The sequence below is a fragment of the Acidovorax sp. IB03 genome, assembly GCF_016406015.1.
GTDB classification, from domain to species: Bacteria; Pseudomonadota; Gammaproteobacteria; order Burkholderiales; family Burkholderiaceae_C; genus Acidovorax; species Acidovorax temperans.
The window spans coordinates 95217-112666 of the sequence record NZ_JAEFCH010000001.1; the positions used below are offsets into that span (position 1 = coordinate 95217).

The 17450-nt window shown below is 62.1% G+C and carries 11 protein-coding genes and 1 tRNA gene; 5 read left to right on the top strand and 7 right to left on the bottom strand.

The genetic code is table 11. The features are described 5' to 3' along the window. Positions 1-3: 3 nt before the first annotated feature. The 5 genes from IHV84_RS00420 to IHV84_RS00440 all read right to left on the bottom strand — a co-directional run bounded on the left by IHV84_RS00420 (position 4) and on the right by IHV84_RS00440 (position 10309). On the bottom strand, positions 4-1263 hold the full coding sequence (locus IHV84_RS00420) for an ATP-binding protein (RefSeq protein ID WP_198845381.1): 1260 nt from the start codon (positions 1261-1263) through the stop codon (positions 4-6). 197 nt (positions 1264-1460) lie between these two features. Beyond that, positions 1461-3281 carry a DUF262 domain-containing protein gene (locus tag IHV84_RS00425; protein ID WP_198845382.1) on the bottom strand — a complete coding sequence of 607 codons (1821 nt, stop codon included), beginning with the start codon at positions 3279-3281 and terminating at the stop codon, positions 1461-1463. An 87-nt stretch (positions 3282-3368) separates the two neighbouring features. Continuing rightward, the gene (locus IHV84_RS00430) at positions 3369-4037 is read right to left on the bottom strand and encodes a hypothetical protein (protein WP_198845383.1); all 669 of its coding nucleotides are present in this window, start codon (positions 4035-4037) and stop codon (positions 3369-3371) included. A gap of 173 nt (positions 4038-4210) precedes the next feature. Continuing rightward, on the bottom strand, positions 4211-7699 hold the full coding sequence (gene hsdR, locus IHV84_RS00435; protein ID WP_198845384.1) for a type I restriction-modification system endonuclease: 3489 nt from the start codon (positions 7697-7699) through the stop codon (positions 4211-4213). Between the two features lie 111 nt (positions 7700-7810). Further along, the gene (locus IHV84_RS00440; RefSeq protein WP_198845385.1) at positions 7811-10309 is read right to left on the bottom strand and encodes a UvrD-helicase domain-containing protein; all 2499 of its coding nucleotides are present in this window, start codon (positions 10307-10309) and stop codon (positions 7811-7813) included. A 29-nt stretch (positions 10310-10338) separates the two neighbouring features. On the opposite strand from IHV84_RS00440, the gene IHV84_RS00445 reads away from it, so the two are divergent. Then, positions 10339-11052, top strand: a complete 714-nt coding sequence (locus IHV84_RS00445) for a hypothetical protein (protein ID WP_198845386.1) — start codon at positions 10339-10341, stop codon at positions 11050-11052. Between the two features lie 213 nt (positions 11053-11265). After that, positions 11266-12243 (top strand): GMP reductase, encoded by a 978-nt coding sequence (locus IHV84_RS00450; RefSeq protein ID WP_044395995.1) that lies wholly within the window; start codon positions 11266-11268, stop codon positions 12241-12243. A 220-nt stretch (positions 12244-12463) separates the two neighbouring features. Here IHV84_RS00450 and IHV84_RS00455 read toward each other — a convergent pair whose 3' ends face one another. Beyond that, positions 12464-13345, bottom strand: a complete 882-nt coding sequence (locus IHV84_RS00455) for an alpha/beta hydrolase (RefSeq protein WP_198845387.1) — start codon at positions 13343-13345, stop codon at positions 12464-12466. A gap of 135 nt (positions 13346-13480) precedes the next feature. On the opposite strand from IHV84_RS00455, the gene IHV84_RS00460 reads away from it, so the two are divergent. The 3 genes from IHV84_RS00460 (at position 13481) to IHV84_RS00470 (ending at position 15870) form a co-directional block, all read left to right on the top strand. Next, positions 13481-14365 carry an NAD(P)-dependent oxidoreductase gene (locus IHV84_RS00460; RefSeq protein ID WP_198845388.1) on the top strand — a complete coding sequence of 295 codons (885 nt, stop codon included), beginning with the start codon at positions 13481-13483 and terminating at the stop codon, positions 14363-14365. Between the two features lie 82 nt (positions 14366-14447). Continuing rightward, positions 14448-14523 (top strand) — tRNA-Lys (locus IHV84_RS00465). Positions 14524-14628: 105 nt separating this feature from the next. Next, positions 14629-15870 carry a multidrug effflux MFS transporter gene (locus IHV84_RS00470; protein WP_198845389.1) on the top strand — a complete coding sequence of 414 codons (1242 nt, stop codon included), beginning with the start codon at positions 14629-14631 and terminating at the stop codon, positions 15868-15870. 41 nt (positions 15871-15911) lie between these two features. Here the strand turns inward: IHV84_RS00470 and IHV84_RS00475 are convergent, their stop codons facing one another. Next, the gene (locus IHV84_RS00475; protein WP_370541151.1) at positions 15912-17378 is read right to left on the bottom strand and encodes a diguanylate cyclase domain-containing protein; all 1467 of its coding nucleotides are present in this window, start codon (positions 17376-17378) and stop codon (positions 15912-15914) included. Positions 17379-17450: the final 72 nt, after the last annotated feature.

A 17450-nucleotide genomic window follows, 5' to 3' on the forward strand; every position in this document is an offset into this window, starting at 1 on the left:
TTTTTAGAGTGCAGAGAGGGGAATGGCCCACAGGCCGTTGCCAAATGGCAGGGCATGGGTGCCGTCGTACAGCACGATGCCAGTGATGAAGTCGCTGCCCGCCAGCGCTTGCAAGCGTTTGAGGCCTTTGAAGTCTTGTGGGTTGACCTGGGCGGCAGCCTTGACTTCAACGCCGATGACTTGGCGCAGCGAGTCTTCCAGCACAAAGTCCACCTCCACCTGGTCTTTGTCGCGGTAATGTGAAAGGAACCACATGTGGGCACTGAGGGCGATGGCTTTGCGCAACTCGGCATACACCCACGTTTCGAGGGTTGCGCCCCAGCGATCGCGCTGCGTGAGCAAAAGATCTGGGGAAAGGCGTTGCAGCGTTGCCTGGAGCCCGGCATCCAGAAAGTGCAGCTTGGGCGTTTTGATGAGGCGGCTGCCTTCGTGGCGGCTCCACGCGGGCAGACGCTGAATCAGAAACAGGCGTTCAAGGATGGTGATGTATTTGTCCAGCGTTCGCGTGTTGAGCCCGAGTTGCGCGCCAGTTTGTGTGGCATTCAGGAGTTGACCGCATTGGGTGGCCAGAACGCTCAGCAGCCGTGGCATTTGGCTCAGGTGCTCAATGTGTGCGATGTCGCGCACGTCGCGCTCCACCAAGGTGGTGATGTAGTCACGCGCCCAGGACTGGCGCCTTGCGCTGGTGGCCCGGCGCCGCATTTCCGGGTAGCCGCCCGCGAGTGCATGCTCCACCATGTTGGCTTTGCCAGCAACGGGGGGGATGGCCCAGTCGGCATGGGTGATGGGCCAGTCTTGCTGTTGTGCGCGTTGCAAAAAGTCGTTGGGGCGCCGTTGCAGCTCTGCCTGCGACAGGGGGAGCAGGGTGTGGACCTCCATGCGCCCCGCCAAGCTGTCGGCCATTTGCGGCAAGGCCAGTACGTTGGCGGACCCTGTCAGCAGGAAACGACCTGGGCGCTGGTCTTCATCGACGGCCATTTTTAAGGCCAGCATGAGCTGCGGTGCTCGCTGCACCTCATCGATGATGGCCCTGTCCAGTTGGCGAATCAGCCCCACCGGATCTTGCTGCGCAAGAGCGGCCATGTTGGGGTCGTCCAGCGTGATGTAGCGCATGTCGCCCCCGAGCTGGCGTACCAGGGTGGTCTTGCCACATTGGCGTGGGCCATTGACCAGCACCACCCGCGTGTCCAGCAAGGATTCCTGAACGTTGTGGGTGAGGTGGCGCGGTATCCAGTCAGCCGAAGGCGATGGAGGGGTGTTCATGGGGGCTGGTTGCTGGGTATTGGTGCTCGTCCAATCGTGCGTTGGCAAAGCGTCCAATATTGTATTTGTGTTGCGTCCAATTATGCATTAAGTATGCGTCCAATCTTGTATTGATGTCGCCTGCGGCCACCAATACGACGTGATTTCGGCCAGCACCGGGTCCCACAGGCGTGGTCGGGCATGGGGTTTGCAGAGGTTCACGCGTCCAGTCGGTGGTGGTTCAGAGTCCAGGTGTCCAAGGCCAGGTCGAGCAAGGCTTGCTGGCGCTGTGCGATGGCGGCTCCGTCCCACTGGGCAGTGCGGAAGTTGACCGCAGCCAGGGAAGCTAAACGGTTGACAGCCGTATTCACTCCGATGGCGAAGGTGTGGTTCAGCAGCTGGGTGCTGAGCAAGCCTGACTTGGCGTATTCGGCCTGCTTGTCGGTGAACCAGGTGCCGTGCAGGTCGTTGTGCTTGTTGACGGCCTGGTTGATCACGCTCTCTAGCAAGGTGACGTTGCCCAGCCGGTACACATGGCCTTCATAGTCTGCACGGCTGGCGGCCAAAGCCGATGGAATGGCACCATCGCGCGGCGTCTGGGGCAGGATGTGCTCGATCTGCAAGCCATCGATGTAGCGCAGGCCTTTTTGCGGGGTGTTGCACAGGGCGAGCAACTGGTTCTCCATACGGCCGAGCACGTAGCGCAGGCGGTACAGGGGGTGGTAGTCGTTGTCGCGCAGGGCCAGGAAGCGCTGACGGAACTCGCCCAGCTTGTCTTTCAGGTACGGCACGAGCGTGGTTTCGATGACGGGGGCGATCTCCGCCTCGGATTTCAGGCCGCGCAACTTGGCAGCCCATTGCACAAACAACCGCTCGTTGTTCTTGGCCTGTATGCCCAGGGTGTTGCTGTAGAAGAAAAAGCTTTCAATCTGCTGGGCAAGGTAGTTGATGGCTTCTGCGGTGCTGGTGTGGTCCAGCGCCAGCAGCAAGATCAGGTGCTGGCGCGACTTGACCTTGTTCATGAACCCGATGCGGGTGACGGAGGGGTAATCGCCACCATCGTTCATCAGTTCGGTGGCGCGCACCAGATCGGCATAGCGACGCGCGCCCTTTTCCAGCTCCACGGCCAGCTCATAGGGCGCCTGTTCGTAGCGCAGGCGCTGCTTGCCTTCGGCGGAGATGATCCATTTGTAAATCTCGTCCTCGCGCAAGATGCCGTCGTAGTAGCGCGCCATGAGGAAGTAGCGCAGGAACCGCAGCGGGCTGTCTCCTTCGCGGGCGCGCTCCAGGTGGCCCGTGAGTTCTTTCCACTTGCCCTTGATACGGTCGAAATCGTTGCCTTTGGCCTCTTTGAAAAGCAGGTTCTTGACCAGATCCATCGCGTTGAGGCCCGCGCCCCGCTGGTTGATGGTTTCAAAGATCTTCAGGGCACTGCTGAGGTTTTCAGACTCGATGACAACGAGGTCAATCTTGGTGAGGAAGTAGTACGCATACTCTGCCAACACCCCCAGGCCCGTGTCCAGGTACTTTTGCAGATGCTGCTTGATGCGCTCGTAAGCGGCATGCATGCGTTCGATGGAAAGGGTGCTGCTCGGCGGGAGCGGCTTGCCCAGGATCAATTGCAGCAGGAAGTCTTTGCTTTCCTCGTACTGCAATTCCAAGCGCACTTGCACTTGCTTGGATTGCATGTCAAAGCTGGACAACCAGGCCTGGATGGTCTTGAGGTAATGCTCCTGGACTGCATCCAGCGGCTGACCGGTCAGCAGATCCCGCAGCGCGCACATGGTGATGACGGTGGTGGTGAGCCGTTGCTGGCCATCAATCACGTCATGTTTACTGCCGTTTTTGACAATGATGATGGAGCCGATGAAGTAGCTGCTGGGCGCTTTGGCGTCCGGGTCGAATTCATTGGCAATGTCTGCCAGAAACTGCTCTACCTGATCCTCAACTTCCCATACGTACTCCCGTTGGTAGTCGGGCACCAGAAAGTGGTAGTCCTTGAGCTTTTCGATGGTGTGAACCTGTGCTTTTACTTCCATGAAGCTTTACTCGATTGAATGGGAAAGATGGCCAGACTGAGGGCATGTGCCTGGCGAATAAAACGCGGAGGTGTTATTTACCCAAGCCTAGCCGGGTATCGCTGCGGATGGGTGAATCTCTACCGTCAAGCCCATGCGAAAGGCGGCCACGATGGACGGTGGCGTCAGCACTCGTACGCGGGTGTTGACAGGTAACGCTGGCGCTGGACTGTACCCATGAAATGACCAACGCCACAGCCCACCTGTACCCAACAACAACGTGCGATCACCTTCTTGCACCATCGTCCCCACGGGCAGCTCGCCTATACAGGCGTCGTAGGTGCGCTTGGCTTTGTCAGGGCCCACGCGCTCTGCGTGCAAGGCTGCATCGATCTGGGCGATGGGCAGGCGAGCCTGCGCAGTTGCCTCCACATGCTGGGGGCGATTGGCAGCAGTCCAGAGGCGATTGAACGCATCGTGTTTTTCACGCTGGCAAACACGGCAGGGACGGTGGCCCGCAGCGTAGGCAGTGGCCTCGTCCAAAAAGAACAGTTCGGAATAAGTGCCTTGAGTGAAAGGTGAGCGCTTTTGAAAGCTGGCGTCCAAACAGCAAGTCACCCAGCTTTTGTTGGCCCAGCGGCGCACGATCTGGTCGCGCTCGTCGTGCAGGATGCCCCGATTGCCCATGAGGGTGCCGCGCGTGCGCACTGCGTGCAAAGCCCCAGTAGGGTCTACCTTGTTCTGGAGGGGGGCCGAGCGGGTCGAAGAAGTTGTCATTTTGAATACTGAATAAGCGGACTCAACAGATGCCAGCCATCAACACGATGACTTGCAGCGATCCATCAAGCTGTGAAAACGTGCCCTGGACAAAGTGAAGCGTAGACACATGCCGTGTGAACTCACCGTGGGCGAGCATCCAATCTGGCATCAAGCCTTCTTCAAACAGCCTCTCACGCCGCCCTTGGCCACAGCGATTCGGCCAGTTGGTCCATCACGCCATCGAGCTGGCCGCCCAGCAGTTTGTCGAGCTGTTTGGCGCCGCCGTCGGTGGCGAAGGCGTCGTTGACGAAGGCGTGGTCCAGCACCAGTTCGTGGCGCAGTTGTTTGCCCAGGCGGTCTAGCCAGCGCAGTTGCACGGGCGTCCAGGCGCGGGACCGGCGGATGGTTTGCATGGCGGCCTGCACGCGCTGGTCAAACGGCACCAGCGCCTCGCCCAGGGCGGCCTGGCGGATGTAGGCCATGATGCCGGCGGCAATGTCCTGGTTGCTTTGGTTGCGCCAGGCGGCTTTGAGCTTGGCTTCGGTGTAGCCCGCTTCGTCCAGCAGCAGGCGCACTTCTTTGAGCTGTGCGCGGGTGAGGTCTTTGGGGCGGTTGACCACCACCGACAGCGCGGCCGACTGGTTGAGCTGCTGGCGCACAAAGGCGGTGAAGCTGTCCAGGTAGTCCGCAGGCTTGGTGTAGCTGCCCCAGCTTTGCTCGCGGGCCACCAGTTCATCGGTGTGGCCTGACAGCACGGGCATGTAGGCGGTGCCCAGCAGTTGGCGCACTTCGGCCAGTTGCTGCACCAGGCGGGTGTTGCGGCGCAAAAAGTCTGCCGCTGCGGCGGTGCCTTGTTCTTTGCCCAGCTGGTGCAGGTGGCGGTGCAGTTGCGCGGGGGGCACGCCCCACTGCTCTTGCAGCTGGGCCAGGCGTTCGCGCAGGGCGGGCTTTTTGTCGGCCTTGTGCTCGGCGTCGCGCAGCACGCGCATCACTTTTTGGCCGAGCTGATCGAGCACGTCGTCGGCATGGGTGCGGCCGGGGCCGCTGCCGGGGGTGGTGTAGGCGGTGGGGTGGTTGAGCTCGTCCAGCAGTTGCTCCACCGTGACCTTGGGGTCTTTGACCAGGGGCTGCATGGTGTTGACGGCCTGCAGCGTGGCGTACAGATCGACGGGGTCGTAGATCTTGAAGACGGTTTTGCCGATGGCGTCACACCGGCGGGTGGCGCGGCCAATCATTTGCTCGTACAGGATGCGCGACTTGACGCGGCGCATGAACACGAGGTGGCTGATGGCGGGCACGTCGATGCCGGTGGTGAGCAGATCGACGGTGATGGCGATGCTGGGAAAGCGCTCGTTTTTGTAGCGGCGGATGAGCTGATCGACCTTGTCTGAGGCGCCGGTGATTTTCTCGACCGCCGCCTGGTTGTAGCTGTCGCCGTACAGGTCGGCAAAGGCCTGGCCCAGCAGGCGTTTGACCATGTCGGCGTGGGCGTCGGTGGCACAAAAAATCAGTGTCTTTTCCTCGCCCATCGGGTCCAGCTCTTGCGCGAGCTGCTGGCAGATGACGCGGTTGAAGTCTTCGTTGATGACGCGGCGGTTGAAGGATTCGAGCTCGAAGTGCAGCTCGTCTTCCAGCTCGACGGATTCGACTTCGCCGGTGGAGAGGTTCAGCGCCTCAACCTGCTGGCCTTTGTCGAAGTGGATGCCGTGGCGGCTGAGCAGGGTTTCGTAGCGAATGGGCGGCTCGTGGTCGATGAGCCAGTCGTCTGCCACGGCCTCGCGGTAGCTGTAGGTGTAGACGGGTTTGCCGAAGATATCGGTGGTGTGCTTGGCGGGGGTGGCCGTGAGGCCAATCTTGACGGCGTCGAAGTAGTCGAGCACGCGGCGGTAGCTGCTGAGGTACTGGGCCGGGTCGCGCAGGGCTTGCTCGCCTTCGGTCATGTCCTGGTCGAGCGTGTAGCCCCGGTGGGCTTCGTCCACGATGATGCAGTCGAACGCATCGAGCGGGGGCGGTGCATCGCTGGCAAAAATGCGGCGCACCATGGCCTGCACGGTGGCCACCTGCACGCGGGTTTCGGCCTCGGCGGCCATGTCGCCCAGCTCGGCCACGTTGTAGATTTTGGACAGGGGCATGCCGCCTTCGAGCGGGGCTTCGTTGAAGGCGTCTTGCGCCTGGTCGCCCAGCGCGGTGCGGTCTACCAAAAACAGGATGCGGCGAAAGCGCTCGGCCTTCAAAAACCGGTACATCAGGCCAATGATGGTGCGCGTTTTGCCCGTGCCGGTGGCCATGGCCAGCAGGCATTGCGACTGGCCTGCTGCCAGGGCGTGCTCCACTGCCGCAATCGCGTGCTGCTGGTAGTCGCGCAGGCGCAGGTAGGCATAGCCTTCTTGCTGAAGCTTGGCCTCGGCCGTGGCGCGGCTGCGCCGCAGCAGGTCAAGCAGGCCATCGGGCGTGTGAAAGCCTTGCAGCGGGCGGGCCAGTTGCGCGGGGTGGCGCAGGTCACGAAACCAGGTGCCGCTGGCCTCGGGGCTTTGGCGGGCGAAGGGGCGGCCGTTGCACGAGTAGGCAAACGGCAACGCAAAGTGCTGGCCCGCGCCATCGGGCCAGGGCTGGTCGCGGCCTTCGGCAACCCAGGGGGCGGCCCATTCGACATCCATGGACAGGCCGCGGGCGTAGCGTTCAGCCTGGGCCATCTTGCCCGCCACGTTCACATTCAGGCGCTTGGCCTCTACCGCTGCCACGGGCGTGAGGCCCGCAAACAGCACGTAGTCGGCACTTTGGCGGCCCTGGGTGGGCCACTCGGCAATGGCGAGGTGGCGGTGGCGCTCCGGCCGCGTGCCCTGGGCGTGGGTCAGGCGGGCGCTGTCGGCCTCCCAGCCAGCGTCGCGCAGCATCTGGTCGATGAGCAGGCGGGTGGAGGCTTCGTCCATGGCCACCTGCTGGGCGGCCTGGGCCGAGCGCTCGGCCCACAGGCGCAGGGCGGCGGCGTCGCCCTTGGCAGGGTCGGCATCGGGCGGGGTGCGGGGGCGCTCGTCCAGCGCCTTTTGCAGCTCGGCCAGGCGCTGGCTGGCTTCTTCGGCCAGTTGCTCGTAAATGGCGCGCTCTTCTTGGGCGCGCTGGGCCATGTCGCGCTCTTGCGCGGCCTGGGCTTCGAGCAGTTGGGCGATTTCTGCCTGCGCGGCCTGGGCGGTTTGGGTTTGCTGGAGTTGGCCTTGCAATGCGGCGATTTGCTGCTGCAGGGTGACGAGCTTTTGGCTGGGGTCGTCGGGCAGCACAAACGGGCCAGGCTTGAACTGCGGCGCGTTGCCAAAGGTGCGGTGAAACCACAGGGCCAGCTCGCGGGCCAGCTTGATGGATTCAAGCCCCTCGCGGTAGCCAATGCGGTGGTTGACCTGGTGCGCCGCCTCGTTGCCGCGCTGGCGCAGCGCGTGCAGGATCTGGCGCACCTGCGGGTCCAGCCCCAGGCGCTGGTCCACGGCGCGCAGCAACTCGGCCTGGGTGCTTTGGCCCACTGTGAGGCCAATGCGCTCTGCCACCTCTTGCGTGAGGCTTTCGGCCAGCAGGCGCAGTTTGAGGACGCAACTGGCGGGGTCGTAGGGGTAGAGGCGTTCGGCAGTGGCGCCCAGCTCGGCCAGCAGGGGCGAGTGGGCGGACAGAAAACTGAAGTTGCTCGTGCTCATCGGGCCCGCTGGTGTCCAAATGTTAACTGGGCCACAGCATAACCCGCCCTGCCCGGCCATTGCCGGACACAACGCAGCAGGGGCCACTTGCGGTGGCCCCTGCTGGTGCGATCAATCCACCACCGTCAATTTCGCCACACTCAGCGCCAGCCACTTAGTGCCGTGGCGGGGGAAGTTGACCTGGGCGCGCGCATCGTCGCCCGTGCCTTCGATGGCCAGCACCTTGCCTTCGCCAAACTTGGTGTGGAACACGGCGATGCCTGCGCGCAGGCCGTGCGAGGGTGCCGCTTTTTGCGGGGGAACGGGGGGGCTGGCAAAGGTTTCAGACTTGAAGCCAAATTGGCCTCTAACGCTTGACCCATAAGCGCCACCAGCTCCTGAATTAGGAGCATACGAGCCAAAGCCCTGCTGCTTTGGCGTGATCCACTTGAGGGCCTGTTCGGGCAGCTCGTCAAAAAACCGGCTCTTGATGTTGTAGCGCGTCTGCCCGTGCAGCATGCGCGTTTGCGAGTGGCTCAGGTACAGCCGCTTGCGCGCGCGGGTGATGGCCACGTACATCAGGCGGCGCTCTTCTTCCAGCCCGTCGCGGTCGCTGGAGGAGTTGTCGTGCGGGAACAAGCCCTCTTCCAGGCCGCCGATGAACACTGCGTCAAACTCCAGCCCCTTGCTGGCGTGCACGGTCATGAGCTGCACGGCGTCTTGCCCGGCCTGGGCCTGGTTGTCGCCCGCCTCCAGCGCGGCATGGGTGAGGAAGGCGACCAGCGGCGAGAGGGTTTCGCCCGTGTCGGCGTCGATGATGCCTGCGGGGTTGGCGGGGTTGGCGGGGTTGGTAGGTTTGAGCGGCTCGTCCAGCACCGGGGCGTTCGGATCCAGGCCTTGGCTTACCGGGCTTTGGGTGGGCACGCTCTGCGTGAGCGGCTGGCCGTGCTCATCCAGCGGCAGGGCCACGGCATCGCGGCCAAAGCCTTCTTGCGTGACAAAGCTCTCAGCTGCGTTGACCAGTTCCTGCAAGTTCTCGATGCGGTCTGCGCCTTCTTTTTCGGTACGGAAGTGCTCCACCAGGCCGCTGGATTCGAGCATCTGCTCGATGATGCCGCGCAGCGACTGGCCTTCGGTCTGCTCGCGCAGCACGTCGATCATGGCGACGAAGGCCTTGAAGTTGGTTCCGGCCTTGCCGGGCACGGCGCTCACGGCATCGTGCAGCGAGCAGCCGGCGGCGCGGGCGGCGTCTTGCAGCACTTCAATGCTGCGCGCGCCAATGCCGCGCGGCGGGAAGTTGACGACGCGCAAAAAGCTGGTGTCGTCGTTCGGGTTCTCCAGCAGGCGCAGGTAGGCCAGCGCGTGCTTGATTTCGGCGCGTTCAAAAAAGCGCAGGCCGCCATACACACGGTAGGGCACGCTGGCATTGAACAGGGCCGATTCAATCACCCGGCTTTGCGCGTTGCTGCGGTAGAGCACAGCAATCTCTTTGCGCTCAAAGCCATCGCTGCGCACCAGTTGCTTGATCTCGTCCACCATCCACTGCGCCTCGGCCAGGTCGGTGGTGGCTTCAAATACGCGCACGGGTTCGCCCGCGCCCTGTGTGGTGCGCAGGTTCTTGCCCAGGCGGCGGCTGTTGTGGCCGATGAGGTGGTTGGCCGAGTCGAGGATGTTGCTGTAGCTGCGGTAGTTCTGCTCCAGCTTGATCTGGTGCTGCACATCAAACTCGCGCACAAAGTCGGCCATGTTGCCCACGCGTGCGCCGCGAAAGGCGTAGATGCTCTGGTCGTCATCGCCCACGGCCATCACGCTGGCGTGGCTTTGCAGGCGGCCCGCCACTTCGTCGCCCGCCATCTGCTTGAGCCACAGGTACTGCAGGCGGTTGGTGTCCTGAAACTCATCGACCAGGATGTGGCGGAAGCGCCGCTGGTAATGCTCGCGAATCGGGTCGTTGTCGCGCAGCAGCTCGTAAGAGCGCAGCATCAGCTCGCCAAAGTCCACCACGCCTTCGCGCTGGCATTGTTCTTCGTACAGCTGGTAGATCTCGACCTTTTTGCGGCTGTCGGCATCGTGCGCGGGCACATCGCCGGGGCGCATGCCCTCTTCCTTGCAGCCCGCAATGAAGTAGGCGAGCTGCTTGGGCGGAAAGCGCTCTTCATCCACATTGAACTGCTTGCACAGCCGCTTGATGGCCGAGAGCTGGTCTTGCGTGTCCAGAATCTGAAACGCCTGCGGCAGGCCTGCGGCCTTGTGGTGCGCGCGCAAAAGGCGGTTGCACAGCCCGTGGAAGGTGCCAATCCACATGCCGCGCACGTTCACCGGCAGCATGGCGGTGAGGCGCGCCACCATTTCCTTGGCGGCCTTGTTGGTGAAGGTGACGGCCAAAATGCCGCCGGGCGTAGCGTGGCCGTTTTGCAGCAGCCACGCGATGCGGGTGGTGAGCACGCGCGTCTTGCCCGAGCCCGCGCCCGCCAGAATCAAGGCGTGCCCGTTGGGCAGGGTGACGGCGGCGAGTTGTTCGGGGTTGAGGCCAGCCAGCAAGGGCGACGAAGCAGGCACGCCCAATGGTGCAGCAGCGGATGGGGGCACCGACTCATCGGGCGCCCCTGAAAACAGATCGTGTGGGAACATGCAGCCATTGTAGAAAGGCCACCCCCACCATGGTCCGCATTCAACCCCTTGCCCTTGCTGCCGTCGCCCTGGCAACCTGTTATGTGCCCCCTGTGGCGGCGCAGGCCAGTTGCAGCAGCGATGGCGTGCCCCGCCCCACCGCGGTGTTCGAGCGTTTCATCAGTGCCGATTGCGAAGCCTGCTGGGCCGACCCGGCCACGCCTGCACCGGGGCCATCGGCGGTGGTGCTGGACTGGATCGTGCCCACAGCCCAGGGGGATGAAGCCCCCTTGGCCGCAGCCGCCACCAACGACGCCCTGCTGCGGCTGCAAGCGCTGGGCCGTGCTGCGCCTGGCACCACCGATGTCGCGGTGCTTGCGGTGGAAGGAGCTCCCGCCCACCGCGTGCGCGTAGCCCACGGCCTGCCGCTCAATGACTACCTGGGCACCGGCATCGCCTTCAAGCCGCACCGAGCCAATCCAGCCGGCACCTGGCAATACCACTTGCTGCTGGTGGAGTCAGTGCCTGCGGGAGCGGAAGGCACCCCTGTGGAGCGGAATTTGGTAAGAAACATGCTCCAAGGCACATGGGAAAAGCGCCACCAGCTATCAAAAGCAGAGCAAACAAAAACCCGCTTTGCCTGGATGGAAAACCGCCCCATGCGCATTCCTGAAGGGGCCAAGGCAGAGCAGTTGCACATGGTGGGCTGGGTGCAGAACACCCAAGGCGAGGTGGTGGCGGCCGCCCAATCTGTATGCAGGTAATACAGGTCATACGGATGGCGTTATGACGGCGCTGCGCCATGCGCCTAGAATCAAGCACCGGGCCCAAGTTTCTTGACGCCCGGTTTTTTGTGCCTGTGCAACCAGGGTTCGGTATCGGCTTTCACGCCGCTACCCACAAAGCCGGTCCCAAGCCAAGCGCCCCACGCTGCCGAAATGGTTCGGCAGTGCCTTTTCAAAGGAGCTTGGAATCTCATGGAAATCTTCGATTACGACAACATCCTGCTGCTGCCACGCAAGTGCCGTGTGGAAAGCCGATCGGAATGCGATGCCGGCGTGGAGCTGGGCGGACGGCGTTTTCGCCTGCCGGTCGTGCCCGCCAACATGAAGACGGTGGTGGATGAGCGGATCTGCGAGTGGATGGCGAAAAACGGCTACTTCTACGTGATGCACCGTTTTGATCTGGACAACCTGCAGTTTGTGAAAGACATGCACGCCAAGGGCTGCTACGCGTCGATCTCCCTGGGGGTGAAACAACCCGACTACGACACGGTGGACCAGCTCGTGGCCCAAGGCCTGGTGCCCGAATACATCACCATCGACATCGCCCACGGCCATGCCGACAGCGTGAAGAACATGATTGGCTACCTCAAGCAAAAGCTGCCGCAATCCTTCGTGATTGCCGGCAACGTGGCCACGCCCGAGGCAGTGATTGACCTGGAAAACTGGGGCGCCGATGCCACCAAAGTGGGCGTGGGCCCCGGCAAGGTGTGCATCACCAAGCTGAAGACCGGTTTTGGCACCGGCGGCTGGCAGCTCAGCGCGCTCAAGTGGTGCGCACGTGTGGCCACCAAGCCCATCATTGCCGATGGCGGCATCCGCAGCCATGGCGACATTGCCAAGAGCGTTCGCTTTGGCGCCACCATGGTGATGATCGGCTCCTTGTTTGCTGGACATGAAGAATCCCCCGGCAAGACGGTGGAGGTGGACGGCGAGCTGTTCAAGGAATACTACGGCTCTGCCAGTGACTTCAACAAGGGCGAATACAAGCACGTGGAAGGCAAGCGCATCCTGGAGCCCATCAAGGGCAAGCTGGCCAACACGCTGATTGAAATGGAGCAGGACGTGCAAAGCTCCATCAGCTACGCGGGGGGCACCAAGCTCATGGACATCCGCAAGGTGAACTACGTCATCCTGGGCGGAGACAACGCAGGCGAACACCTGCTGATGTAAGCCCGGCGTGCGGTGCTAGGGATCCTCTGCACGAATCGAGCGTCAAGTGTGCACTGCGGATCGGGATGGGCTGCAAGGCGCAAAACGCAGCAATAGCTGTTGCTATTGCGAGGATTTGCAACGCAGCAGACCGCCCGAGGCCGCAGATGCACACGGCGCGGTGATTTGTGCAGAGGATCCCTACCCAGCACCGCACTGCCGCCAACACTGCGGGCTCTTTTCAGGCGCGCAGCAAATTCAGCGCCATGTGGTGCAGGTCATGGCCCGGTTTGGTCAGGGCATCCAGAATGCTGAAATGGTTCAAGCCCGGCAGGATCTGGCAACGCGGCACGACATGGGTGCCCCAGGCGTCCTGAATCAGCCGCGCCTGGCGCGCAAACTCCTCACTCTCATCGGCCCCTGCCACGCTGTACAGCAGCCCCTGGGCGGGAGCCTGCAGGCGTGCCGGGCTGGCGTCCTGCACATGCTGTTCGGTCAGGTGCAAGGATTGCTGCAGGAATGGAGCGTGCATGACGGGCTCCAGATCATGCAGCCCCGAAATGGACAGCGCACTGCGCACCAGCCCGTCAGGCAAATCAGAAGCCACCAGCGGCCACAAGCTGGTCAGCAACCAGGCGGCCAGCTGCCCACCGGCGGAATGCCCGGCCACGGTGATGCGGCGGCGGTCTCCACCATGCTGCCCGATGTGGCGCCACACCCAGGCCAGTGCGGCCTCCATTTGGCGGCCAATGTGGGACACGGTGACCGGGTGTTCAGGGGTGCCTGGGCACAGCGCATAGTTGACGACCACCACGCAGTACCCCGCCAAGGTGAAAGGAGGCGCCACAAAGGAATGGTCGGACTTGTCGAGCGAGCGCCAGTAACCGCCGTGGATGAAAACCAGCACGGGCGCCAGCGCTGCGCCGGGGCGTGTCGCGGGGAAGACATCCAGGGTCTCGCCAGCCTCAGGGCCGTAGACCAAGTCCAGCGCACAAGGGCAGTTGGCGCGCACCTGCGCGGAGTCCTGGGCCCAGCGCTGCAGGTAATCCATGTAATCAGGAACCAGCGCGCGGTTGTTGTACATGCGCTCCAGCCAGGCTGGGTCGTGCAAGGGAATCGACATCGTTCTTATCTCCTCAGAAGCGCCACATCATCCCGCCAAACCACTCCATGCTGCAAGCTACGTGACAGGCTGCTCGTTCCAAATCGGCCCATCATTCAGGACGCAGTTCAAACATCTCACGCATCCAAACCAAGCATGACCACTCCTTCGCTTCGTATCGCCGTTCTCGGTATCGGCATGATGGGAAGTCCCATGGCACGCCGCCTGCAACAGGCCGGGCATACCGTGCACGCCTGGAACCGCACCCAATCCAAAGCCGATCCGCTGGCAGCGTTGGGCATTGCTGTGCATGCCACCGTCGCAGAGGCGGTGCGACAAGCTGACATCGTGGTGAGCCTGCTGGAAAACGGTCCAGCGGTAGAGCATGTGCTGTTCCATGCGGGTGCCGCGCAAGCCATGCGCCCCGGCACCCTGTTCATCGACATGGCGTCGATCCAGCCCCGCGAGGCGCGCGACCACGCCGCACGGCTTGGTGAAATGGGCCTGGCGCACCTGGATGCTCCAGTGTCTGGCGGCACGGTAGGGGCCGAGAACGGCACCCTCGCCATCATGGCCGGGGGCCGGGCAGAAGACTTCGCTCGCGCACAACCGGTGTTCGCCGCACTGGGGCGCGCCACCCACGTGGGGCCGCACGGCAGCGGGCAGCTCGCCAAACTGGCCAACCAGATGATTGTGGGCATCACCATCGGTGCCGTGGCAGAAGCCTTGCTGTTTGCCGCCAAAGGCGGCGCCGACATGGCCAGGGTGCGCGAGGCCATCCAAGGCGGGTTTGCCGACAGCCGCATCCTTCAATTGCACGGCCAGCGCATGGTGGACCGCGACTTTGCGCCCAAGGCACGCATGGGCGTTCAACTCAAGGACATGCGCAATGCGCTGGGCACTGCCAAGGAAATAGGTTTTGACGCACCGGTCACGAGCTTGTTTGAAGCCCTGTACGCCGAAGGCGTGGAACACGGCCTGGGCGAACTGGACCACAGCGGGCTGTTTGTGGAGCTGGCCAGTCGCAACGCAATGCAATAAATTTTTTGCACGACTTGCGGACAACGCAAAAAATCGTGCATAATACGAGTCTCTGCAGCGATGCAGACAACTTAAAAAGTTTGGGTTCTTAGCTCAGTTGGTAGAGCAGCGGACTCTTAATCCGTAGGTCGAGTGTTCGAGTCACTCAGGACCCACCAAACAAAAAAAGCCGAAGCTACATCGTAGTTTCGGCTTTTTGCATTTCCGCGCCTCTGTATCAATTTCTAACGCGCGGCGTTTCTCTTCCTGATCTGATCACGGCAATGAATCCACAAGCCAATATGCTCTGGACCGGCCCCAAATGGGCCTTAGCGGTTCTGCTCGCCGTTCTGGGCATGCTGGGGCCGTTTTCGATTGATACCTATCTGCCAGCCTTTGCCGGCATTGCCACGGCCCTGGGCGCCACGCCCATTGAGATGCAGCAAACGCTGTCGGCCTACCTTTTCGGGTTCGCCTTCATGAACCTGTTTCACGGCGCCCTGGCAGACAGCTTTGGCCGCCGGCCCGTAGTGTTGTGGGGCATTGCGCTGTTCACCATAGCTTCTGCAGGCTGCGCCCTCTCGCAAAGCATCGGACAGTTGGTGTTCTTCCGTGCGGTACAAGGGCTATCCACCGGGGCAGGCATTGTGGTGTCACGCGCTGTGATCCGCGACATGTTCCCGCCAGCGCAAGCCCAGCAGGTAATGAGCCAGGTCACCATCTACTTCGGGGTGGCACCTGCCGTGGCACCTATCGTGGGTGGGTGGCTGTTTGTACACACCGGCTGGCACAGTATCTTCTGGTTCCTGGCACTGGTGGGGGCCATTCTGTGGATCACCAATTTCCGGCTGCTACCCGAAACCCTGCACCCAAGCCACCGCCAGCCCTTCAACGTGCGGCACTTGATGCGCGGGTATTGGGCGCTGGGCTCCAGCCCCAAGTTCCTCTTGCTGGCACTGGCCAGTGGCGTACCGTTCAACGGCATGTTCTTGTACGTGCTGTCTGCCCCTGCTTTCTTGGGCGAACATTTGAAACTCGAGCCCACGCAATTTTTCTGGTTCTTCGTTCTGACAATTTCCGGAATCATGGGGGGAGCATGGCTGAGCGGACGCCTGGCAGGGCGCATCGCACCCAAGCGGCAAATCCGCCATGGATTCGTCATCATGTTCGTGGTGGGCATCGCCAATGTGGCGCTTAACACCGTCCTTGCGCCTCATCCAGCCTGGGCGCTACTGCCCATCGCCATTTTTTCCTTCGGCTGGGCACTCATGGTGCCCGTGGTCACGTTGCTGGTGCTGGACCTGGTGCCCGAGCGCCGAGGGATGGCATCGTCGCTGCAGGCTTTCGTAGGCTCTACCGCGAACGGGGTGGTGGCCGGCGTGATTTCCCCCCTGGTCATGCACTCTGCACTTGGGCTGGCCACAGCGTCTTTGCTGATGATGTGCATTGGGCTGACATCATGGATGTACGTGCACCACCGCTGGCCTGAAATTGGCGGCCACGCGGGCGTAACACCCGGCGGCTGAGCTCCACCTTTACCGCTTCATGAAGAAGTGAGCAGAAGCGGTCAGCGTCTGCGCTCCAGGCCCTGCTGATGGTAGTAACGCTTCTTTTCCTCGTACATGGCCTGGTCGGCCTTGTGCAGGGCAGACTCCACTGCCTCGCCGGATTGACAGCACGCGACCCCCATGGCCAATCCCAGCGGCTGCCCTGAGTAGAACTGGTTGTTCAACTCCACCAGCGACTGAATCCGGTCACGCATGGCAGCAGCGCCTCGCTCATCCGCCCCCCCCCCCGGCAGCAACACCGCAAATTCATCGCCTCCCACCCGGGCCGCGCAAGCTGGCGCATCAACCGCCTTGGCAAGTACTTCGCCAGCGCGGCGCAGAATGGCGTCACCTGCCGCGTGACCCTGCTCATCATTGATGGCCTTGAGGCCGTTGAGATCGATGGCAATCACCGCAAATGGCCACGGCCCCTTGCGCGCAAGGCGATTAAGCTCTTCTGCATAAAACGCGCGGTTGCGAAGCTGGGTCAGCACATCGTGCTTGCCCAGGTACTCCAGATAGGCCTCAGCCTTCTTGCGAGCCGTGATGTCTACCAGCGAGAGCAGCACCAGGCTCCAGTCGTCCTGATGACCACCCAGCACAGAAAACTGCATGTGGATGTGCACCGCATCCCCAGGCAGCGAGTAATTGGTGACCTCACGCTGCTGCACGGTCTTGCCTTCCCACAAATCCTGCAACTGCTCGGCAAACGACTCCGCCATTTCACCCCGAAACACCTGACTCAGGTTGTTGAGCAAGTGGTCTTTGGAGCGTGCTCCGAACATCTCCAGGGTCTGCTGGTTCACGTCGATCACACGGATTTCTTGCATGCACCGAGAAACGAATTCTGGGTGTACTTTGAGAAAGGTTTTGAAATCAGCGATTCCCTGCGCACGCACGCCATCGAGCAGCATCTTGATGGTGCTGAAGTCCTCAACCCACAACGACACGGGGGAGTATTCAAACAAGCCGCGGGCGTATTGCTCGCTACGTCGCAGCTGGAGGGCATCCTGCATTTGCCGCGTGATGTCTTCCAGTGAAACAAGCGCCCGGCTCCAGTTCTCCTCATGGCCGGGGAGCACCCGCACATTCACCCTTACATCCAGGCGCCGCCCGTCCAAGGCGTAGTTCACGCTCTCATTGGAATATTCCAGCCGCCCCTCCCAGAGCTGAACCAACTCACGTACCAAGGAGTGGTACATGTCATCTCGAAAAATCTGCCCCAGCTGCGCGACCAAGGTGGCCTGATCAGGCGCAGCAAACAAATCCAGGGTGCGCTGATTGACCTGAAGCACCCGCAAAGCCGCACTGCACTGCGCCAACAACGGGGGATCGGCACGCAGATAGGCTTCCAGGTCATCGACCCCCTCTTCTCGCCAGCGCTGGAACAAAGCCTTCAAGGCACTGTAGTCCTCCAGCCATAGCGATACGGGCGCCAGGTTGAACATGTGCTCAAAATCTGCACCAGAAGAAACATAGGGCTGCACGTTGAATCCTTTCGTCGCCCATTATGCGAACCTGGGCTACGCCTCCATCCAATGTCGGTGACTCTCTCGCCA

What these genes read in the sequence shown, in the direction of transcription:
- IHV84_RS00460 (WP_198845388.1), top strand. Translation starts at nt 13,481, where the DNA reads ATGACCACTCCTTCGCTTCGTATCGCCGTTCTCGGTATCGGCATGATG.
- IHV84_RS00445 (WP_198845386.1), top strand. Translation starts at nt 10,339, where the DNA reads ATGGTCCGCATTCAACCCCTTGCCCTTGCTGCCGTCGCCCTGGCAACC.
- IHV84_RS00455 (WP_198845387.1), bottom strand. Translation starts at nt 13,345, where the DNA reads ATGTCGATTCCCTTGCACGACCCAGCCTGGCTGGAGCGCATGTACAAC.
- IHV84_RS00425 (WP_198845382.1), bottom strand. Translation starts at nt 3,281, where the DNA reads ATGGAAGTAAAAGCACAGGTTCACACCATCGAAAAGCTCAAGGACTAC.
- IHV84_RS00450 (WP_044395995.1), top strand. Translation starts at nt 11,266, where the DNA reads ATGGAAATCTTCGATTACGACAACATCCTGCTGCTGCCACGCAAGTGC.
- hsdR (WP_198845384.1), bottom strand. Translation starts at nt 7,699, where the DNA reads ATGAGCACGAGCAACTTCAGTTTTCTGTCCGCCCACTCGCCCCTGCTG.
- IHV84_RS00420 (WP_198845381.1), bottom strand. Translation starts at nt 1,263, where the DNA reads ATGAACACCCCTCCATCGCCTTCGGCTGACTGGATACCGCGCCACCTC.
- IHV84_RS00430 (WP_198845383.1), bottom strand. Translation starts at nt 4,037, where the DNA reads ATGACAACTTCTTCGACCCGCTCGGCCCCCCTCCAGAACAAGGTAGAC.
- IHV84_RS00470 (WP_198845389.1), top strand. Translation starts at nt 14,629, where the DNA reads ATGAATCCACAAGCCAATATGCTCTGGACCGGCCCCAAATGGGCCTTA.
- IHV84_RS00440 (WP_198845385.1), bottom strand. Translation starts at nt 10,309, where the DNA reads ATGTTCCCACACGATCTGTTTTCAGGGGCGCCCGATGAGTCGGTGCCC.